This is a genomic window from Enterococcus sp. LX10 (genome assembly GCF_023539285.1).
Classification (GTDB): domain Bacteria; phylum Bacillota; class Bacilli; order Lactobacillales; family Enterococcaceae; genus Enterococcus; species Enterococcus faecalis.
Genome location: NZ_CP092784.1, coordinates 176639 through 195151, shown reverse-complemented (window position 1 = coordinate 195151; position 18513 = coordinate 176639). Strand labels below are relative to the sequence as shown.

Genomic DNA, 18513 nt, shown 5'->3' with positions numbered 1-18513 from the left:
GCGCTCCTTTCAGCATTACTCCTTTGTCTTAAAAAGGAGTCTGTAGTGTATTTTATCAGTTTCTAAAGGAATACTCAAATAGGAATTTGCAAATTTTGGTACCCAAATGATTTCCTCTTGCTCATCCGTAATGACCCAAGCACTCTCTCTCGCTTCATTTGGCACTTTTTGATCAATAAAAACTCTGCTTAATTTTTTCGTAAACCCTGGTTTTAATGTAATCCGATCACCACTTTGGCGATGACGAACGGTCAAAGGTGTGGCTGTGGTCAACGGGATCGCTAACAACTGACCCGTCCACTGATTAATCTCTTCAGGAAGAGGAAACGGTTTGTCTGTCGCAATTAATCCTAGCCACTCGGTTTCCGATAAATAAATCCCCGCGCCAGGTACTAATAAATGTGTAACTTCTTCTCGCAGTGCAACCTGTTTTTGTTCTAAGCACAGCCAATCGTAACTTTTAGCTAGTTGCCATTGCTGTTCTAACATAACCGAGCCTTGCGGTTGGCGTTCATCATTCAAAACTTTTAAAATTTGTGTCATCTGGCGTTGGTTTAACGAAACCCCTAACGGCACTAATGTTTTTTGGAAAAACGCAGTTAAAAAGAAGTGCTGGTACGCAGGCGTTTCTTTTAATAATCTCTTCAAAGGAATGCGCCAGCCTTGTTTGGTCGGTTCTACGGCTTCAGATAATTGAGGCTCAATTTGTTCCTGAATAAATTCTTGGGCAAAACGTTGTTCATTACTAAAAGAAGCAATCTGATCTAAGAATTGCGGATTTTCCTGCTTTAATAGCGGCAAAACCTGATTACGGAGCCGATTTCTCAAATATTCATTGGTTTGGTTCGTTTCATCCTCAAAATAAACGAATGCTTGGCGCTGTGCAAATTGATACAATTCTTCTTTTGGATAAATGAGTAACGGACGAATCAATTCCCCTGTCGCAAAAGGACGTCTCTCTTTAATGCCCGCGGAATGGGAAAAATTAGTTCCTCGAATCAGCTTCATTAAAATCGTTTCCGCTTGATCGTCTAGATGATGTGCCGTCATTAAGACTGCCGCGCCTTCAATTTCCATGACTTCTTTAAAAAATTCATAACGAAATGTGCGCGCTTTTGCTTCTAAATTCCGTTGCTTTTCAAGGTCTTCCCAATGTGTTTCATAATACGTCAGCTCTCGCTGCTGACAATAGGTAGCGAGATATTGCGCTTCCTGTGCCGACGCTTCTCGCAATTGATGATTGACATGTGCAACAACCAATTGTAATTGTTCTTTTTCTGCCACCTGTTCCATTAACGTCAAAAGGGCCATGGAGTCTACACCACCAGAAACGGCGACCACGATTGTTTGATGCGGTTGCCAAAATCCTTGTTCTTTTCCTCGTTTATAAAACTGCCAAAACATTGTTCGCCCTTCTTTCTTCCTTAGAATAAAAGAGGAACCGAGAAATAACCCATTCGTTATCCCCAGTCCCCCTATTTGTTTGTGCTTAGCCGCGACGTCCGCCACGTCCGCCACGTTTGCCTTCAGTATTACGTTTTAATGAAGATAAACGGTCATCACTATCTTTCAAGAAAGAGCTCATCAATGAGTCAAAATCTTGTTTATTGTTATTGTTATTTGCTTGTGGTTTATTGAAAGGCTTTTTGCCACCTGCGCGTGGATTACGGTCACGATTCTCATAATTGTTTTCACGACGTTGAAATTCACGTTTTGGTTGTTGCCCTTCTGCTGGCTCTTGTGCTTTACGGATCGATAAGCCAATTTTGCCGTCGTCACCAACTGAGGTTACTTTCACTGTTACTTCGTCACCTACTGTTAATACATCATGAATATCTTTAACGAATCCATTAGACACTTCACTGATGTGTACTAACCCAGTTTTTCCTTCTCCTAAATCAATAAATGCACCAAAGTTAGTAATCCCTGACACTTTTCCTGGCAATTTAGCTCCTACTTCGATTGACATAAAAAAATTGTTCCTCCTATTTTTTCCCTAATTATAATTGCAGTTTATTCAGCTGAAGACTTAGTTGTTTCAGTTGAAGACTGTGATTGACTATTGTTTTCTGAACTGCTCTTGCTTTCTTCCGCTCCAGAAGTCTGTGTTTTTTTCATTTGTTCTGGTGTGGGATAAATCTGTTCGCCTTCTTTTGAGAGAAGGAAACGGCTACGTGCTAATTTTGCCACATAATCATCATCTTTTAACAAAGCAACGTCTTTTTTTAAATCCTTGACCTTCTTATCAACTGCTACGGATTCAGCAATTGCATCTGCTCGTTCTTGTTTGAAAGCACCTAAGCGATGATAATCTTTCATCAATTGGATGCCAGAAAAGGCAAAAATAATGAAGGCCACGAGAAAAATCGCTGCCAAGCGTCTGCGTCTAAAAATCAATTGTTTCTGTTGTTTTTGGAATTCGACATACTGTTCTTTCGTGTAGTCATTTTCCAATGCCGCAACTTTCTTCGAGTTTTTTTCATTCTTTCCCATCGTCTCGCTCCACTCGCTTTGGATTGTCCGTTTTATTATACCAACATCTAAGAACCTTGTCTAATGTTAATTTCAGAGAAGTTAAAGAAAATCAAGCTTTTTTCTAAAATATTCTTTGCTTTTGAAATAACAGCGGTTGATTTATTAATTTTTTCAAAAGCGGCGCGTCTGTTTCATTAAAACGCTGAAAGGATGAAGCGCTTGGAATATTCATCTTTTCAATGAACTTGCCAAGCGCTCCATCCTCACCTGTTTATTCTTCAGAGACACGTGTTTCTGATTTTATTTCATACATTTTTGTGGCATCTTCTTTTTTCGTAGAGTCATTTAGTTGCAGGACTTCTACTTCTAAAATTCTGTTCCCAAATTGAATTTTGACAAGGTCACCAATCTTCACAGTACTAGAAGATTTGGCTAAGACTCCGTTGATTTGAATCCGGCCTTTATCAGCGACTTCTTTGGCAACTGTTCTTCTTTTAATAATGCGAGAAACTTTTAAAAATTTATCTAACCGCATCACATTCACCTCTTTTATTTTTTTTGTCTCATCCGTAAAATTTTTGCGCCATACGGTAAACTTAACCATTCACGTATCGTAAATAATTCTAACTTAATGATGGTGCTAATAAAAACTGTACCACCCACTGCAACACCTAAAACTGTAACGAAAAACGCTTGACTTCGGTGATGCACACCTTGGAACAAGATGGAGATAATTCCTTGATAGACCAGTAATGACAGCATCATGATTGCTAAACTAAGCAACAATTTTTTCAAAAAGCTTCGTTCTCGAACAAAACAATTAATCGCTGCATCCGATTGTCGGACTAAAACGAATAACGTCGCTAGTAACCCAAGAATAGTAGACCAACTAGCACCTAATGTTCCCCAACGAATGGTGAAAAAGCCCGTTGTCAGTAACTTCACTAATAAGCCCACACCAGCTGCCACTAAAGGACCTTTAAAACGATTGCGACTTTGTTCAATACTTTGGTAGGCCTGAATAATGGCCATAAAAGCGATGGATAAAACATACACCCCTAAAACATCGTTGCCTTTATAATCTTTAAAAAGCGTAAAGTTCATGTACGGCAATAACATCATCAGACCAATCGAAGCCGCCGATGCCAAGGTTGTGGTAAGACGCAAAAAGATTTTTGCAACTTGTAAAAATTGTTGACGGTCTTTTTTCATAAAATATTTTGTCAAACCTGGTAAAAAGGTCGAGCTTAAAGCTAAAGCAATTACCAACCCTAATTGAACTAGTGGTTGTCCTCTATCATAGACCCCTTTGTCCACTTTCGCAGCTAAATCAGAGAGCCCGAAAAGCATGAGGGCATTTTTTACTTTAAAGGAATCAATTAATTGAAATAGAATCAGAAAAGCACTATATAAAGAGACCAAACCACCCTCAATCATTAAACGTTTAAATAGTTCTTTAGTTTGAGGCATAATCTTCCATTGATGCAAGTATTCCGTACTTCCACTAAGAATTTTTCGATTGTAGTACCATAAGACAAGTACCGCTAAGATACCGCCAGCCAACGCACCACTCATGGCCACCGTCCCCGTTTGATAAATGGAGCCACCAAAGTAATGATAGGACAACGCAGCTACTAGAATAACCCCGACACGCACAAACTGTTCCATCACCTGTGAAATACCACTAGGCACCATCAACAAATGTCCTTGAAAATTCCCACGATAGAAAGAAAGAATTGGAACGAGTAAAAAGGTAAAGGAAACAACTTCCATTAATGGTTGGAGTGCAGCATCCCCCATACTAATAGCAATTTCTTGACTACCAAAGAAAAAGAAGGCCCAACAAGCAATCGCTAACCATAACACATAGGGATATAGTTGGCGCAACACTTGTTTTTGACTCCGAATATCTGGTTGTTCAGCAACAATTTTGGAAATAAATTGCGGTAAGCCTGACAATGCTAATGTCATCGCAATCCCATAGATTGGATAAACTTGCTGATACACGTAAAATCCTTCATCCCCTACAAAGTTCTGAAAAGGAACGCGATAAAACGCACTCAACACTTTTGCAATGAAGGAAGCAATGGTTAACACAACGGCACCTTGCATCATTCGTTGCATTTCTTTTTGTGCCATCTTCTAGGCCTCCTTTTAAAGGGAATCCGTTTCTTGCGAATGTTTGTATTTTTCTTGTCGCAATGCGGTTGTAAAAGTAGCAATTTCTTGAATCCAAACAGCTTCTTTACAATCTTTCGGCAACTTCAAGGAAATAGTCATTTGTTCTTTCTCAACTGCTAGATCCGCTTTTAAGCTGGTTGCCGATAACGCTTCAAACAACTGCTCCACAGAGTATGTTTTTGTGCCAATTTTACTTAACACAAACTTGACTTTTTGGTCGCGTTTACGAATACTTTCTAACAAGGCACGGTCGCCATCCATTTTGATACGGCCAGTGGTTAATAAATGCGCCACTTCGTCAGGATACTCTCCAAAGCGGTCTAACAAGTCCGCTTCTAATTCTTCGTACATATCCATATTTTCTAATTGACGAATCCGTTTATAAATTTCAATTTTTTGTCGTTCATCTGTGATGTACGTTCCTGGAATATAAGCATCAATGCCCAAATCAATTTCAACAGACGTTTTTTGGTCTTGGATATTTTTTCCTTGTTTACGAGCAACTGCCTCAGATAACATCTGCGAGTACATATCAAACCCAACCGAATCAATGAAGCCGTGTTGTTGGGCACCAAGAAGGTTTCCGGCCCCTCGAATGGAAAGGTCACGCATCGCAATTTTGAACCCAGAACCTAATTCCGTAAAGTCTTTAATTGCTTCTAAACGTTTCTCACTAACTTCGTTTAGGATTTTTTGCTGTTCGTACATAAAATAAGCATAGGCCACTCGATTGCTACGCCCCACACGACCACGTAATTGATACAACGTAGATAAGCCCATGTAGTCCGCATTTTCTACAAACAAGGTATTAGCATTAGGAATATCTACTCCTGTTTCAATAATCGTTGTAGTGACTAATATATCATATTGTCCTTCAATAAAATCAAACAAAGTATTCTCCAGTTGTACTTCTGTCATTTGACCATGTGCATACGCAATTCGTGCGTCTGGAACTAGCGCTTGTAACTCTTCAACTTTTCGTTCAATCGTATCTACTCGATTGTATAAATAAAAGACTTGACCATCTCGGGCCATTTCTCGCTCAATCGCTTCCCGAATCGCCCCAGGATTATTTTCCATGACATACGTTTGGATCGGATAACGATTCTCTGGTGGGGTTTCGATGACGGATAAATCACGGACACCTAACATTGACATATGAAGGGTCCTTGGGATTGGCGTTGCTGTTAACGTCAAGACATCCACTTGTGAACGCAATTGTTTTAGTCGTTCTTTATGTTTCACTCCAAACCGTTGTTCCTCATCAATAATCAACAAGCCTAAATCACTAAAATTAATATCTTGCGACAATAAACGATGGGTACCAATCACAATATCTACTTGGCCATGTTTAATTTTTTCAATTGTTTCATTTTGCTGTTTTTTCGTGCGGAAACGACTTAATAAACCAATTTCTACAGGAAAGCCCTCAAACCGCTCTTGAATCGTTTCATAATGTTGTTGCGCTAAAATAGTTGTTGGCACTAAAAAGGCGACCTGTTTATTGTTGCTAACAGCTTTGAAGGCCGCTCGTAAAGCCACTTCAGTTTTACCAAACCCTACATCACCAACTAACAAACGATCCATTGGTCGAGATTTTTCCATGTCGTGTTTAATTTCGGCAGCACTACGTAATTGATCATCTGTTTCAGAATACGGAAAAGCCTCTTCAAATTCTTTTTGATATGCATCATCTGGCGGAAAAGCATAGCCTTTTTCCGACTCTCTTGTCGCATAAAGTAAGATTAAATCATCCGCGATATCTTCAATTTTCGAAGCAACTTTTCGTTTAGTTTTCGTCCATTCACTGCCGCCTAGCTTGTTAATTTTCGGCGTTTTAGACTCGGAAGCAACGAACTTTTGAATCAAGTTCAATTGTGTTACTGGAATAAATAACTTGTCATCATTTTGGTACAAGATAGTCATGTAATCTTGATGGACCCCATCAACTTCTAAGGTTTCCATACCAATATATTTACCAATCCCGTGATTCGCATGAACGACATAATCGCCCGTTTTTAAGTCGCTATAACTTTTCAAACGTTCCGCATTAGAGATTGTTTGACGACGTGCCCGTTTTTTGGTCGTTGTATGAAAAATTTCTTTTTCCGTAATCGCCACGAGCTTGTTTTTAGGTAATTCAAACCCTGTTTGTAATGCCCCTTGGACAATTTGGACATGCCCATCTAACAACTGATCCCAATTGCTTACTACGCTAGGTATGTCAAAGTCCTGAAATAGCTCTTCGACTTTTTGAATCCGTTCTTTCGTAGGAACAAAAACAACGACCGTTTGGTTTTGCTTTTGCCAACGGTCCACTTCCGCTTTTAGCAACGGCATTTGACCGAAGAATTGTTGCATTGAACGATATTGGAAATTATGGACTTCTTGGAAACGAAGATTCCCCATTCCTTTTTGAAAAAGTGAAAAGAAGGTCGTATTTCGTGCGGTTTTTCGCAATTGATCATGAAAGTCTACGCCAAAAGTTTGTTCAGAAAACACGCGCATTTCTTCAATTTTCAGGGTTTGCCATTCCGCTTCCTCTCTAGCAATCTCTCGCTCCGTTTCCATCATACGAGAATAATCATCCACAAAAAGCAAACTATTTTCTGGTAAATAATCTAACAGCGTAGTTTTTTGTTGGTACAGAAAATCTGTATAATAGTGAGCATTTTCTGTAGGAATCCCTTGTTCCCAAGAAGACAGCAACTGACCAAAATATTCTTCTAAAAAATCGGTCTCCGTTTGATCTTTAGCTGTCGCTAAACGTTTTTCTAGAGCATCTTGTAACCTCATCATGCCATGATTCATATCTGACTTTGAGAACACTAAATCAGTCATTGGTGAAATCGTTACTTCTTCAAGATTTTCTAATGAACGTTGGGTATCCGCTTCAAAATAACGGATTGAGTCGATTTCAACATCAAACAGTTCCACACGAACAGGGTATTCGGCATTTAGCGGATAGACATCAATAATGCTTCCACGAATACTAAATTCGCCGGGTTTCCCGACCATCGATTGGCGTTCATAGCCCATTAACACTAAGCGTTGCGCGAGGATTTCAGGTTCTACTTCTGTCCCGATTTCCCAATGGAGTTGCGCATTTTGCCACGTTTCTTTCGTTGGCAAATATTTTCGTAGTCCAGCTACTGGCACGACCACAATTCCTGCATTCGCTGTCATCAGGAAATTTAACGCACTCACTCGATCTGCGCGCGCTTCTGGTGAAGAAAAGGCCATTTCGGCGGATAACACTTCATCTACTGGAAATAGATGAACTTGTTCTGAAGGTAAAATATTTAAAAAATCATCTACTAATTGATTAGCATAGTATAGATTTGGAACCGCAATAACAATTTTTTGATGCGTCTTTTGTAAAGCGCCTGCCATCAGTAATGTTTTAGCAGAGCCTGATAACCCAGTAATTAGTTGGCGCGTTCCTGTTGTCATTAGTTGACTGCGCCATGATTTAGCAATTTCTGTTTGGCTAATTCGTTCGATAATATTCAAACAAGGGCCCTCCTTTCTGCTATTTTCCATTAAATTGATTCATTGTTTCAACAAACGTATGTCCTTCGCATGCATATAAAGCGGCATCGGCTGCTTTTTTTACAGCAAGTAACATCTCTTCGTGTGTTTCTTTGGGAAAAGTACTTAGTACATGGTGGATAACTGTATCATTTTTTGAGGGCCGACCAATGCCAATTTTAATTCTAGGAAAGACATTTGTTCCTAAATGGGCAATCAGACTTTTTATCCCATTGTGGCCGCCAGCACTACCTTTTTGCCGTAAACGAATTTTACCGACCTCTAAGTCTAAGTCATCATAAATAACAATCAAGTCTTCCTCATCTACCCCAAAGTAGGTCAACAGCGGACCAACAGAGCGACCTGATTCATTCATAAATGTTAATGGTTTCACTAACAATACTTTCTCAGTCCCTATAAAAAACTCTGCAATATCTGCTTCAAAATTACTATTATTAAACGAAACATTTTGCCGATATGCAATTTCATCTAGCGTAATAAAGCCAATGTTGTGTTTTGTTTCTTTGTATTTACTACCGGGATTTCCCAGTCCTACGATTACTTTCATCTTTCATTCTCCTTGGATTATAAGCTTGCCAACACAAAATGGCTGGGAAGCGTATGCGCTACCCAGTTTTATTCATTATACCATAGAAATAAAAAAACTCGCAGTCTTTGAAGATTAAGAAAGATGTAAAAAAATTTTTTAGAAATTTAAATATGCGTAAGATAGTGAAGTTACGCACATGTAAGAGCTACCATTTTGAAACAGGTCTGAAAACTGTATCATTTTTACAATCAAAGTTCGTGACATTTTTTACAAACCATGTTACTATCACTTTAGCAACAGGAAATAAAAACTCGTTGCTCACGAAAAAGAATGTAGAGGAAGGAATGGTACACATGACTGCAGCCGCAGGGAATAAAGATCACCAAAAAGTAATTTTAGTCGGGGACGGTGCCGTAGGTTCTAGCTATGCCTTTGCTTTAGTAACTCAGAATATTGCTCAAGAAGTTGGGATTATTGATATTAATGTACCAAAAACTGAAGGAGACGCGTTGGACTTATCTCACGCATTAGCATTTACTTCTCCTAAAAAAATCTATGCTGCTACTTATGACGATTGCCATGATGCAGACTTAGTTGTCTTAACAGCTGGCGCGCCTCAAAAACCAGGCGAAACTCGTTTAGACTTAGTTCATAAAAACTTGAAAATTAATAAAGAAATCGTTACAACAATTGTTGATTCTGGTTTCAACGGTATCTTCTTAGTTGCCGCAAACCCAGTTGATATTTTGACTTATTCAACTTGGAAATTCTCTGGCTTCCCGAAAGAACGAGTAATCGGTTCAGGAACTTCACTAGATTCTGCTCGTTTCCGTCAAGCAATTGCCGAATTAGTTGACGTTGATGCACGAAATGTCCATGCCTACATCTTAGGGGAACACGGAGATACAGAATTCCCAGTTTGGTCACATGCGAATGTCGCTGGCTTACAAATTTACGAATGGGTGAAAAATAATCCTGACGTCGATGAAGAAGCAATGGTTAATTTATTCTTCAACGTACGCGACGCTGCTTACACAATCATCGAGAAAAAAGGAGCTACTTTCTATGGAATCGCGGTGGCACTAGCGCGTATCACTAAGGCTATCCTAAACGATGAAAACTCTGTGTTACCACTATCTGTTTATTTAGAGGGTGAATATGGTCAAAACGATATTTATATCGGTGCACCAGCGATCATCAACCGCCAAGGCGTTAAACAAGTCATTGAAATTCCATTAACAGATGCTGAACAAGAAAAAATGGAAGCTTCTGCTTCTGCATTAAAAGAAGTTATTGAAACAGCTTTTGCTAAATTTGAAGCAGAAGAAGCAAAATAATTCCTTCTACAATAGTCAAAAATTAAAAACAACCAAGAGTGAACACTATTGTTACTCCGCTTTAAAGCCTGGTACAAAAATCCAAAGTGATTTTTGCACCAGGCTTTACTTTTAATTTGTTTTACTTTACTCATCACCCAATTTTTTCAAAAAATTATTGTTTTGTTTAGCTCTAAAAATAACAATAACCAAAAATAAGTTTATTATCTAAAATTCACTACACTACTTAATACAGTCCATCTGCTTCTTCTTTTGTCACAATGTAAATATTTTTCATTTGCGTGTAAGCATCTAGCATTGATTTATGCGTTTCTCGACCAATTCCTGATTTTTTATAACCGCCAAATGGCGCGCCCGCAGGCAATTGATTGTATGTGTTGACCCACATCCGACCTGTCCGTACACCACGAGCAACCCGTAATGCCACATTGATATCTTGAGAAAAGACGGCACCACCTAGACCATATTCAGAATCATTAGCTAAACGAATGACTTCTTCTTCCGTTTCAAATTTAATCACTGTTGCAACAGGACCAAAGATTTCTTCTTGGGCCACGCACATTGTATTCGTGCCGTTCGCTAATAACGTAGGTGCTAGAAACGCCCCCTTGTCTAGCCCATTTTCTGTTAAACGTTGCCCCCCAGTAATCAGCGTAGCTCCTTCCTTCACACCAATTTCGACATATTTTAAAATTTCTTCCAATTGATGCTCATTGATCTGAGCGCCCATTTCAACATCTTTTTCCCACGGGAAACCAACGTTCACTTGTTCAAACTTTTCCTTTAAAGCTTCTACAAATTGATCATAAATACCTGACTGAACGAACACACGAGACCCAGCACAACAAACTTGCCCTTGATTGAATAAAATCCCTAACTGCACGCCTTCTAATGCACGTTCCCAATTGGCATCTTCAAAAATAATGTTGGCTGATTTTCCGCCAAGTTCTAAAGTGGCTGGAATTAGGCGGTCGGCCGCAGCTTTAGCGACAGTGTACCCCACCTCTGTTGAGCCTGTAAAAGCTAGCTTATCAAACCCTGGATGTGCCAACATATAATTTCCTGAATCAGAACCACGACCGGTGATTAAATTCACTACTCCTTTCGGCAAGACTTGATCAAAAATTTTAAACAATTCCAACAGACTTAATGATGTGCTCGAGGACGGATGAATCACAACCGTATTACCTGCTGCCAACGCTGGTGCTAATTTCCAAGCACCCATTAATAAGGGGAAATTCCACGGAATAATTTGACCCACAACACCAATGGGTTCTTTCACAACAATGGATAACGTATCCTTATCAAATTCTTTGACAGACCCTTCTTCTCCACGAATCACACTAGCAAAATACCGAAAATGGTCTGCACTGGCAGGGACATCAATCGATTGCGTTTCCCGAAGCGGTTTTCCATTATCTAAAGTTTCCACCATAGCCAAATGTTCTTGATTTTCTTCAATCAAATCAGCAATTTTCAACAAAAGATTGCTTCTTGTTACAACGTCAACATCTTTCCATGTCTGAAACGCTTCTTGAGCTGCTTCTACAGCTCGATCCACATCTGCATTTGTGGCATCAACAAATTCTGCTAATTTTTCGCCATTACTAGGATTGTAACTAGCAATCATTTTGTTACCACTACCTGTTGTCCACTCTCCATTAATATACAATTGATAGCTACTGGCAACTACTTGATTTATTTCTTTTTTACTCATTTACCCACCTCTTTTTTTATTTTTGTATCCGCTTACAATTATAAGACATCTTTCACCTAAAAGTAAATGATTCTACCTAAAAAAAATATAGCTATCAGCGACTGTTGCTAACTCATCCCGACCTGAAGCCTCCTGGCAATATCTGAATGTATTAAACTTTATTGGAGAGACTTTTTGCCACAAAAAAAAGCTGAAACTGAAGAATTAAAATTGATTCTTCAGTTCCAACTTTGCTTTTTACAACTCATCCGTTCTTATTGACAAAGAGCTGATTTTTTTATTTATCTTTTGGAACGATATAGTTCATTAAATGTGTTTCATCAGCTGAGATTGTACGTGTCGAAACAACGTTTAATCCCTTCACGTTCATTTCAGAAATTAAGATGCTACCATCTTTAAAGACTTTTTCCACAAACGCGACATGACCATAAGTATTGTCTGCGCCTAAAACACCAGCTGGGAAGGAAACCGCTGCACCTGCTTTTGGTGTACGACTTACTTTGTACCCGCGTGCACGACCTGTTTCGCCCCAATCTTGACCATTCCCCATTGTTAAGTCCACACGTTTACCTAATTGCGTAATACGGTTGTAGACATATTGTGTACAGTTGCCCCAAGCATAACTATTAAAGGTGTCATAGTTTTTGCCATTATAGGCTGGGAAATTTGATTCCATTGGTTCAACGGTTGCTTTTTCTTTATCATAATAAGTTAAATCGTATGTTTTAATTAACGCATTTAATTTCTTATGGTAATCTTTGTCCGTTGCGTATTTTCCTGTTAGGAAACGTGTCGCTTCTTTGTATGTTTTGGCTTCCGTTTTCCAGACACCATGATAGAAATCTTTATTGGAATCTAAACCATTTTTCAATAATTTCGCATAATCTTCCATTGATTCTTTATACGTTGGATATTGACGGAATTTTGCTTCTACTGTGTATAGGTTACCGAAACCATTGTCTTCATAGGTAATAAAAGAAACAGACTGACCTTTGTAATCGCCTTTAATACCAAACAAATTGTAGTTTGGTTTCTGGCTTAACTTACTATTGCCGCTGCCACTTTCTAAAATTGCTTGAGCAATCATCACACTAGCATATAAGTTTTTGTCCTTGGCCACTTTCCGAGCAGATTCACCGATTTCTTGAATAAACTCTTCTGTCTTCTTCGTTTTGCTGACCGTAAACGTCTCATCGTCTTCCACTAACCCAACCGTTTCATTTGTAACTGGTGGGACTATTTCAGGCTGCGGTGTTGACGCTGCTGGTTGCTCTACTGGCTTTTCAGCTGGTGCTGTTGGTGTCACTGGCTTCGCCGGCTGTTTTGATTCAGAAGTACTCGTGCCAGGTTTTGGCTGTTCTTTAGAAGAACTTGGTGTGGTCGACGGCGTGGTACTTGATTCAGTTGTACTTGTTGACGTAGAATCTGTGGTTGACTCTGTTGTACTCGTCGAGGTGGAGTCAGTAGTCGATTCTGTCGTACTTGTGGATGTAGAATCCGTTGTGGAATCGGTCGTTTCGGTTCCTGACGTTTCCGTGGACTCCGTGGTTGCAGATTCACTTGATTCGGTTGAACTTTCTGTTTCAGTTGTTGATTCTTCTGTCGCTTCTGTTGTTTCACTAGTCGCTGTCGTTTCAGTGGCTTCAGCAGTTGTTGCTTCTGCGGTTGTTTCTGCGACAGAACTATTTTCAGCTACCAAGTTATTACCTTCTGCAAATGCACCTACTGGCATTGATGAACCTAAAAGTAATAAGGTAGAGAACAGGGCAAATTGTTTTTTCATACTCATTCTCCTTTTTTATTTTTCTCCATTTATTTTTATGTACCAACATAATAATTGACATAGTTATTGTTTAAATGGCTCCTTTTTTAATAGTATACTGTTTCATAAAAAATTTCTAGCAAAAAGTTAAAAAAATAGAAGAAAATTCACAAATTCTTCTATCTTTTTTTGGTAATTTTCTAAGAAAAAAAAGAAAGGGCTTGAACAAACATCAATGTCCTCTCTTTTTCTCGTTATCCTTCAAACAAAATACTTTTTTTTCGAAGCGCCTCTTTGATTTCTTGGAAAGTTTCTTCGTCTGCACAGCGAATAGTATGCAGATGGACGCCTCCTGTTAAAACTGATAGTAATGTAGCATGCTCTTTTTGATACTTGTCCATAAATTTATCAATATCTTTCTCTGATTGAATGCGCAAACTGCCGATTAATTCCCCATAAAGCGGATGTGCAATACTCACATCTACCACTTCTCCACCTTTGGCAACAATGACTGACAATTCTTCTCTCGTTTGTTCAGGCGTATGTTGACAAGCAATTTTCCGCTCAATTCCTTCTAAAGGTTGTTCCAACATATACCCTCGAGCTGTTGCGACAATTTCGACCCCTGTCGCCCGTAATAGAGCGACATCTCCTACAATAATTTGTCTGCTGACATCAAAAGCTTTTGCAAAACGAGTGGCACTAATTGGCTTTTCGGTCTCTCTTAATCTTTTAACAATCTCTCTTCTTCTGATTTCTCCATCCACAACCTTCGCCTCACTCTCCTAAATGTTTTTCTTGGAAACGTTTAGAGGCGTCCATAATTCCCTGGAAAGTCTCAGATAATGTTTCTTCATAATCGGCATTTTCAACATGATTCAGAATAGTTTCTAATACTTGTTGTTCTCTTTCAGAATCAAAAACCGCATGACCTGCTTTCTTTTTCACTGCAGCAATCTCTGCGACGACATCCATCCGCTGTTCTAATAAACGGACCAGTTCCTTATCGATTTGGTTAATCTTTGCTCGTTGTTGTTCTAAAGAAGTTGTTGGGGCGTCATCTTCAGTCAATTCTTTAATTATCCGTGCTGGATTACCTGCGATCACACAGTTTTCTGGGAACGATTTGGTCACAACAGCACCTGCTGCCACCACTACATTATCACCTAATGTTACGCCAGGAAGGACAATCGCTCCACCGCCAATCCAAACATTGTTGCCAATGATAATTCGTTTCCCTGATTCCATTCCGCTATTACGCTTGGCCGCTTGTAATGGATGCTCGGCTGTATAGAGTTGCACATTGGGGCCAAACATACAGTTATCGCCAATTTCAATTGGACAAACATCTAAAAAAACGTTATTAAAATTGGCATAGAAATTTTTTCCCACAGAAATGTTGTAGCCGTAATCAAATTGAATCATCGGTTCGATGTACGTCCCGACACCCACTTTTCCAAATGTTTCTTCTATTAATTGACGACGAATATAAGTGTCTGGTTGTTGGTTAATTAACGCCATTTGTTCACGGGCTTTTTTGCGATCGGCCACTAATTCAGGATCTGAGGCAAAATATAGTGCACCTGCGATCATTTTTTCTTTTTCTGATTTAAATTCTTCCATTCCGTTACTCCTTTATCGTTAATTCTGCAAATATCGTTTCGGCTTTCGCTTCTAAAAAATAATAAGGTTGTTGTAAAAATAGCGGCGTTTGATTAATGGCTAAAATAGCTGCCGTTGGTTGTTTATAATGAATCAAATCGCAAAATGGATGCACTTGAAAACTCGTGCCGACAATCACGATTAAGTCGGCAGAAGCAACGGCCTGAATGGCTTTTTCGATTGCCTCTTCGGATAATCCTTCTTCATACAAAGTAATAGCTGGACGGATTTGTCCATGACAATCAGCGTGCCGATCACTAAGCAAATAATCTTGCCAAGGAACCGTTGCACCACAAGTTTGGCAATAACATTCATATAAATTACCATGAAAGTCCACCACTTCTTGGCTACCTGCTTTTCGATGAAGCCCATCGATATTTTGTGAAACAATTTTTCCCCGTTTCATTTGCTCTAATTGTGCCATTTTCTGGTGAATGATATTAGGTTGTGCGTCTGGATGATAGAGCGTTTTAACGAATTGATAAAACTTTTCTGGCTCTGTTTTTAAGCAAGTCCGGCTCAATAAGTATTCCGGTTGCTGGATTCCTTGATAGACACCTTTTAAGGAACGATAATCTGGCACACCTGAGGCTGTCGAGATACCCGCACCTGTTAAAAATGTGAGTTTTTGTTGGGTTGCCAACCAATGAATTGCCTCGGCTTGCGTGATATCTTGCATATCGATTCAGCTCCTAATCTTCTATATTATAACGTATTTTAACATTAGCACCAAAAGTTTTTCCACTTTTTGAAAACTTCTTACCTATATATTGATTTATCTTGAAAGAGTTTGTGACAAATTTCTCAACTCGTGGTAAAATATGCATGAGTAAAAGTGAGGTGAAACAACAATGGTCGCATTTATTATTTATTGGGCTGCAATTATTGCCTGCATCGCTTGGGGCGTTTTAAGCATTTGGTTCTCTGTTTTTTATCTTTCTCGTAAAGAAAACGGAAATCTTTGGGCTTTTGCGTTCTTCAACGTTATCGCTATTATCGCCTTAGCAATTGTTTTATTAGTTTACAAAACTTGGGATTTCGGTATCTTAACTTACTCAAGTCTAATTTATACAATTTTAGCTTCTTTAGGTGTATTGACTGTTCTTCAAGCTATTTTAGGTCGTGAACCAAAAGCTGTCAAAGCTTAAGTAAAAAGCAACTGTTCCTTTAGGAATGGTTGCTTTTTTCGTATTAGTTTCTATTTCGTAGGGAAAATGTTACGCTAATTTCATGGTGTTTGTGTCCTCTTGATAAATTCCTTTGCTGGAACATATTGACTTTCTTCTGGATTTATCCTAAAATTAATAACTGAATTTAATAACTGAATAGTGCCTCAAAAAAGAGGTAGAGGTCGCGATTTTTATTACGCTTGTGGAGTGAGAGGACACTGGGAAGCAAGTTTAGGATCAATCGCCGAAATGCATAACGGAGCCTCTTCTGTTGTGTGTTGGGACGTAAGTTAAGAGCTTGCGGACTGTCTTAGTAGTGATGCTAAGTTGTGCTATGTTTCGTTGAGGAATTTTTTTCGACATTACCTAGCAACCTTACATCTGTTTGGTTGTTTTTTTGTATTCAAAAATAGGTTGTGACAGAAGTATTCTCCTTTAAAAAGACAGAATCGCTTTTGCTCAGCTGATTATCAAAGCTTGTTGATTGAAAAAAGACAAAACGATCAATCAGACAAGAAATTTAAAGGAGAGAAAAAGATGAACAAAAAAGTTTTTTCATTCAGTCTACTACTTGTCACGCTATTTTCGTTACTTGGCATGACAACCAACGCTTCGGCGGAGGAAAATGGTGAATTTCGTGTCGGCATGGAAGCTGGCTACGCCCCTTTTAACTGGTCACAGAAAAATGATGCACATGGCGCAGTGCCTATTCAAGGCAACTCTTATGCAGGCGGTTATGATGTTCAAATTTCTAAAAAAATTGCCGATGGTTTAGGTCGTAAATTAGTAATTGTCCAAACTAAATGGGACGGCTTGGCGCCCGCCTTACAATCTGGAAAAATTGATGCCATTATCGCCGGAATGAGTCCAACCGCTGAACGAAAAAAAGAAATTGCTTTTACAAACCCTTATTATGAATCACAATTTGTCGTAATTGTAAAAAAAGATGGCAAATACGCTAATGCAAAAAGCTTGAAAGATTTAGCTGATGCTAAAATTACAGCTCAACTAAATACATTCCACTACGGATTAATTGATCAAATTCCAAATGTCAATAAACAGCAAGCAATGGATAACTTTTCAGCTATGCGAACAGCACTTGCTTCTGGCATGATTGACGGGTATGTTAGTGAACGCCCTGAAGGCATAACAGCAACTAGTGTCAATAAAGAATTAAAAATGTTAGAATTTCCAAAAGAAAATGGCTTTGATGCTAGCGCTGAAGACTCACAAGTAGCAGTCGGCATGCGTAAAGGCGATCCAGACATTGAAAAAGTAAACAAAATTTTAGCAGGTATTTCTCAAGATGAACGGACAAAAATTATGGACCAAGCAATCAAGGATCAACCTGCAGCAACAGATAGTGATGAACAAAAAACAGGACTTATTAACGATTTCAAAAATATTTGGAATCAATATGGCGACATGTTTTTACGTGGTGCTGGTTTAACGCTATTTATCGCGTTAATTGGGACAGTTGTCGGAACAACCCTTGGTTTACTAATTGGTGTTTTCCGTACAATTCCAGATTCTGAAAACCCAGTCGCTCGTTTCTTCCAAAAATTAGGAAATTTAATTCTTTCTATTTATATTGAAGTTTTCCGTGGTACACCAATGATGGTTCAAGCAATGGTTATTTTCTATGGTTTAGCTCTAGCTTTTGGCATCTCTTTAGACCGAACAGTGGCCGCACTATTTATCGTTTCTGTGAATACTGGTGCCTATATGTCTGAAATTGTTCGCGGAGGTATTTTCGCAGTAGATAAAGGACAATTCGAGGCAGCACAAGCGATTGGGATGACCCATGGACAAACAATGCGTAAAGTCGTTATTCCCCAAGTATTACGTAATATTTTACCTGCAACAGGGAATGAATTTGTCATTAATATCAAAGATACGGCCGTGTTAAGTGTTATCGGTGTTGCAGATTTATTCTTCCAAGGGAATGCTGCTTCTGGCGCAAACTTCCAGTTCTTCCAAACCTTTACAATTGTCGGCATCATGTACTTGGTAATGACTTTTGTGATCACACGAATCTTACGTGTTGTGGAACGTAAAATGGATGGCCCTTCTGCTTACGTTAAAGTAGAAGAATTAACTGAAGAAGGAAAAGAAAGCTAGGAGGCAAA

At 39.0% G+C, this 18513-nt stretch carries 15 protein-coding genes and 1 riboswitch; of the genes, 3 read left to right on the top strand and 12 right to left on the bottom strand.

Going from position 1 to position 18513, the window contains the following annotated elements; genetic code table 11:
* Positions 1-15 precede the first annotated feature (15 nt).
* From tilS to pth, 7 genes are all read right to left on the bottom strand, one after another.
* On the bottom strand, positions 16-1404 hold the full coding sequence (gene tilS / locus MKZ30_RS00935; protein WP_080279946.1) for a tRNA lysidine(34) synthetase TilS: 1389 nt from the start codon (positions 1402-1404) through the stop codon (positions 16-18).
* Between the two features lie 85 nt (positions 1405-1489).
* A complete protein-coding gene (locus tag MKZ30_RS00930) occupies positions 1490-1969 on the bottom strand; it encodes a S1 domain-containing RNA-binding protein (RefSeq protein WP_002356258.1) in 480 nt (159 codons plus the stop codon).
* Positions 1970-2013: 44 nt separating this feature from the next.
* A complete protein-coding gene (locus MKZ30_RS00925; RefSeq protein WP_033600591.1) occupies positions 2014-2493 on the bottom strand; it encodes an FtsB family cell division protein in 480 nt (159 codons plus the stop codon).
* Positions 2494-2746: 253 nt separating this feature from the next.
* Positions 2747-3010 carry an RNA-binding S4 domain-containing protein gene (locus tag MKZ30_RS00920; protein ID WP_002356255.1) on the bottom strand — a complete coding sequence of 88 codons (264 nt, stop codon included), beginning with the start codon at positions 3008-3010 and terminating at the stop codon, positions 2747-2749.
* 14 nt (positions 3011-3024) lie between these two features.
* Positions 3025-4614, bottom strand: a complete 1590-nt coding sequence (locus MKZ30_RS00915) for a putative polysaccharide biosynthesis protein (RefSeq protein WP_016614416.1) — start codon at positions 4612-4614, stop codon at positions 3025-3027.
* A gap of 15 nt (positions 4615-4629) precedes the next feature.
* Entirely contained in the window at positions 4630-8169 is a 3540-nt protein-coding gene (gene mfd / locus MKZ30_RS00910; protein ID WP_010714993.1) for a transcription-repair coupling factor, read from the bottom strand.
* Between the two features lie 19 nt (positions 8170-8188).
* Positions 8189-8755 (bottom strand): aminoacyl-tRNA hydrolase, encoded by a 567-nt coding sequence (gene pth, locus MKZ30_RS00905; RefSeq protein WP_002361556.1) that lies wholly within the window; start codon positions 8753-8755, stop codon positions 8189-8191.
* A gap of 335 nt (positions 8756-9090) precedes the next feature.
* On the opposite strand from pth, the gene MKZ30_RS00900 reads away from it, so the two are divergent.
* Positions 9091-10074 (top strand): L-lactate dehydrogenase, encoded by a 984-nt coding sequence (locus MKZ30_RS00900; protein WP_002356251.1) that lies wholly within the window; start codon positions 9091-9093, stop codon positions 10072-10074.
* 226 nt (positions 10075-10300) lie between these two features.
* Here the strand turns inward: MKZ30_RS00900 and MKZ30_RS00895 are convergent, their stop codons facing one another.
* The 5 genes from MKZ30_RS00895 to MKZ30_RS00875 form a co-directional block, all read right to left on the bottom strand.
* Positions 10301-11791, bottom strand: coding sequence for an aldehyde dehydrogenase family protein (locus MKZ30_RS00895; protein WP_002361555.1), 1491 nt, complete (start codon positions 11789-11791; stop codon positions 10301-10303).
* A 277-nt stretch (positions 11792-12068) separates the two neighbouring features.
* Positions 12069-13580 (bottom strand): glucosaminidase domain-containing protein, encoded by a 1512-nt coding sequence (locus MKZ30_RS00890; protein WP_025191070.1) that lies wholly within the window; start codon positions 13578-13580, stop codon positions 12069-12071.
* Between the two features lie 227 nt (positions 13581-13807).
* Positions 13808-14320 carry a transcription repressor NadR gene (locus tag MKZ30_RS00885; RefSeq protein ID WP_002356248.1) on the bottom strand — a complete coding sequence of 171 codons (513 nt, stop codon included), beginning with the start codon at positions 14318-14320 and terminating at the stop codon, positions 13808-13810.
* Between the two features lie 10 nt (positions 14321-14330).
* Positions 14331-15176: a chorismate mutase gene (locus MKZ30_RS00880; protein WP_010823379.1), complete on the bottom strand. Its 846-nt coding sequence runs from the start codon at positions 15174-15176 to the stop codon at positions 14331-14333.
* A gap of 4 nt (positions 15177-15180) precedes the next feature.
* Positions 15181-15894, bottom strand: coding sequence for an NAD-dependent protein deacylase (locus tag MKZ30_RS00875; RefSeq protein WP_010816261.1), 714 nt, complete (start codon positions 15892-15894; stop codon positions 15181-15183).
* A gap of 172 nt (positions 15895-16066) precedes the next feature.
* Here MKZ30_RS00875 and MKZ30_RS00870 point away from each other — a divergent pair, with 172 nt between their 5' ends.
* Both MKZ30_RS00870 and MKZ30_RS00865 read left to right on the top strand, forming a co-directional pair.
* Positions 16067-16363 (top strand): hypothetical protein, encoded by a 297-nt coding sequence (locus MKZ30_RS00870; RefSeq protein WP_002356244.1) that lies wholly within the window; start codon positions 16067-16069, stop codon positions 16361-16363.
* Positions 16364-16552: 189 nt separating this feature from the next.
* A riboswitch (Lysine riboswitch) is annotated at positions 16553-16727 on the top strand.
* A gap of 194 nt (positions 16728-16921) precedes the next feature.
* Positions 16922-18505, top strand: a complete 1584-nt coding sequence (locus MKZ30_RS00865; RefSeq protein ID WP_002381368.1) for an ABC transporter substrate-binding protein/permease — start codon at positions 16922-16924, stop codon at positions 18503-18505.
* The last annotated feature ends 8 nt before the right edge of the window (positions 18506-18513 follow it).

Excerpts from the sequence above, each read along its gene's own strand:
- MKZ30_RS00890 (WP_025191070.1), bottom strand. The coding sequence starts at position 13,580 with ATGAGTATGAAAAAACAATTTGCCCTGTTCTCTACCTTATTACTTTTA.
- tilS (WP_080279946.1), bottom strand. The coding sequence starts at position 1,404 with ATGTTTTGGCAGTTTTATAAACGAGGAAAAGAACAAGGATTTTGGCAA.
- MKZ30_RS00875 (WP_010816261.1), bottom strand. The coding sequence starts at position 15,894 with ATGCAAGATATCACGCAAGCCGAGGCAATTCATTGGTTGGCAACCCAA.
- MKZ30_RS00920 (WP_002356255.1), bottom strand. The coding sequence starts at position 3,010 with ATGCGGTTAGATAAATTTTTAAAAGTTTCTCGCATTATTAAAAGAAGA.
- MKZ30_RS00895 (WP_002361555.1), bottom strand. The coding sequence starts at position 11,791 with ATGAGTAAAAAAGAAATAAATCAAGTAGTTGCCAGTAGCTATCAATTG.
- MKZ30_RS00930 (WP_002356258.1), bottom strand. The coding sequence starts at position 1,969 with ATGTCAATCGAAGTAGGAGCTAAATTGCCAGGAAAAGTGTCAGGGATT.
- MKZ30_RS00880 (WP_010823379.1), bottom strand. The coding sequence starts at position 15,176 with ATGGAAGAATTTAAATCAGAAAAAGAAAAAATGATCGCAGGTGCACTA.
- MKZ30_RS00900 (WP_002356251.1), top strand. The coding sequence starts at position 9,091 with ATGACTGCAGCCGCAGGGAATAAAGATCACCAAAAAGTAATTTTAGTC.
- MKZ30_RS00925 (WP_033600591.1), bottom strand. The coding sequence starts at position 2,493 with ATGGGAAAGAATGAAAAAAACTCGAAGAAAGTTGCGGCATTGGAAAAT.
- pth (WP_002361556.1), bottom strand. The coding sequence starts at position 8,755 with ATGAAAGTAATCGTAGGACTGGGAAATCCCGGTAGTAAATACAAAGAA.
- MKZ30_RS00870 (WP_002356244.1), top strand. The coding sequence starts at position 16,067 with ATGGTCGCATTTATTATTTATTGGGCTGCAATTATTGCCTGCATCGCT.
- MKZ30_RS00915 (WP_016614416.1), bottom strand. The coding sequence starts at position 4,614 with ATGGCACAAAAAGAAATGCAACGAATGATGCAAGGTGCCGTTGTGTTA.
- MKZ30_RS00865 (WP_002381368.1), top strand. The coding sequence starts at position 16,922 with ATGAACAAAAAAGTTTTTTCATTCAGTCTACTACTTGTCACGCTATTT.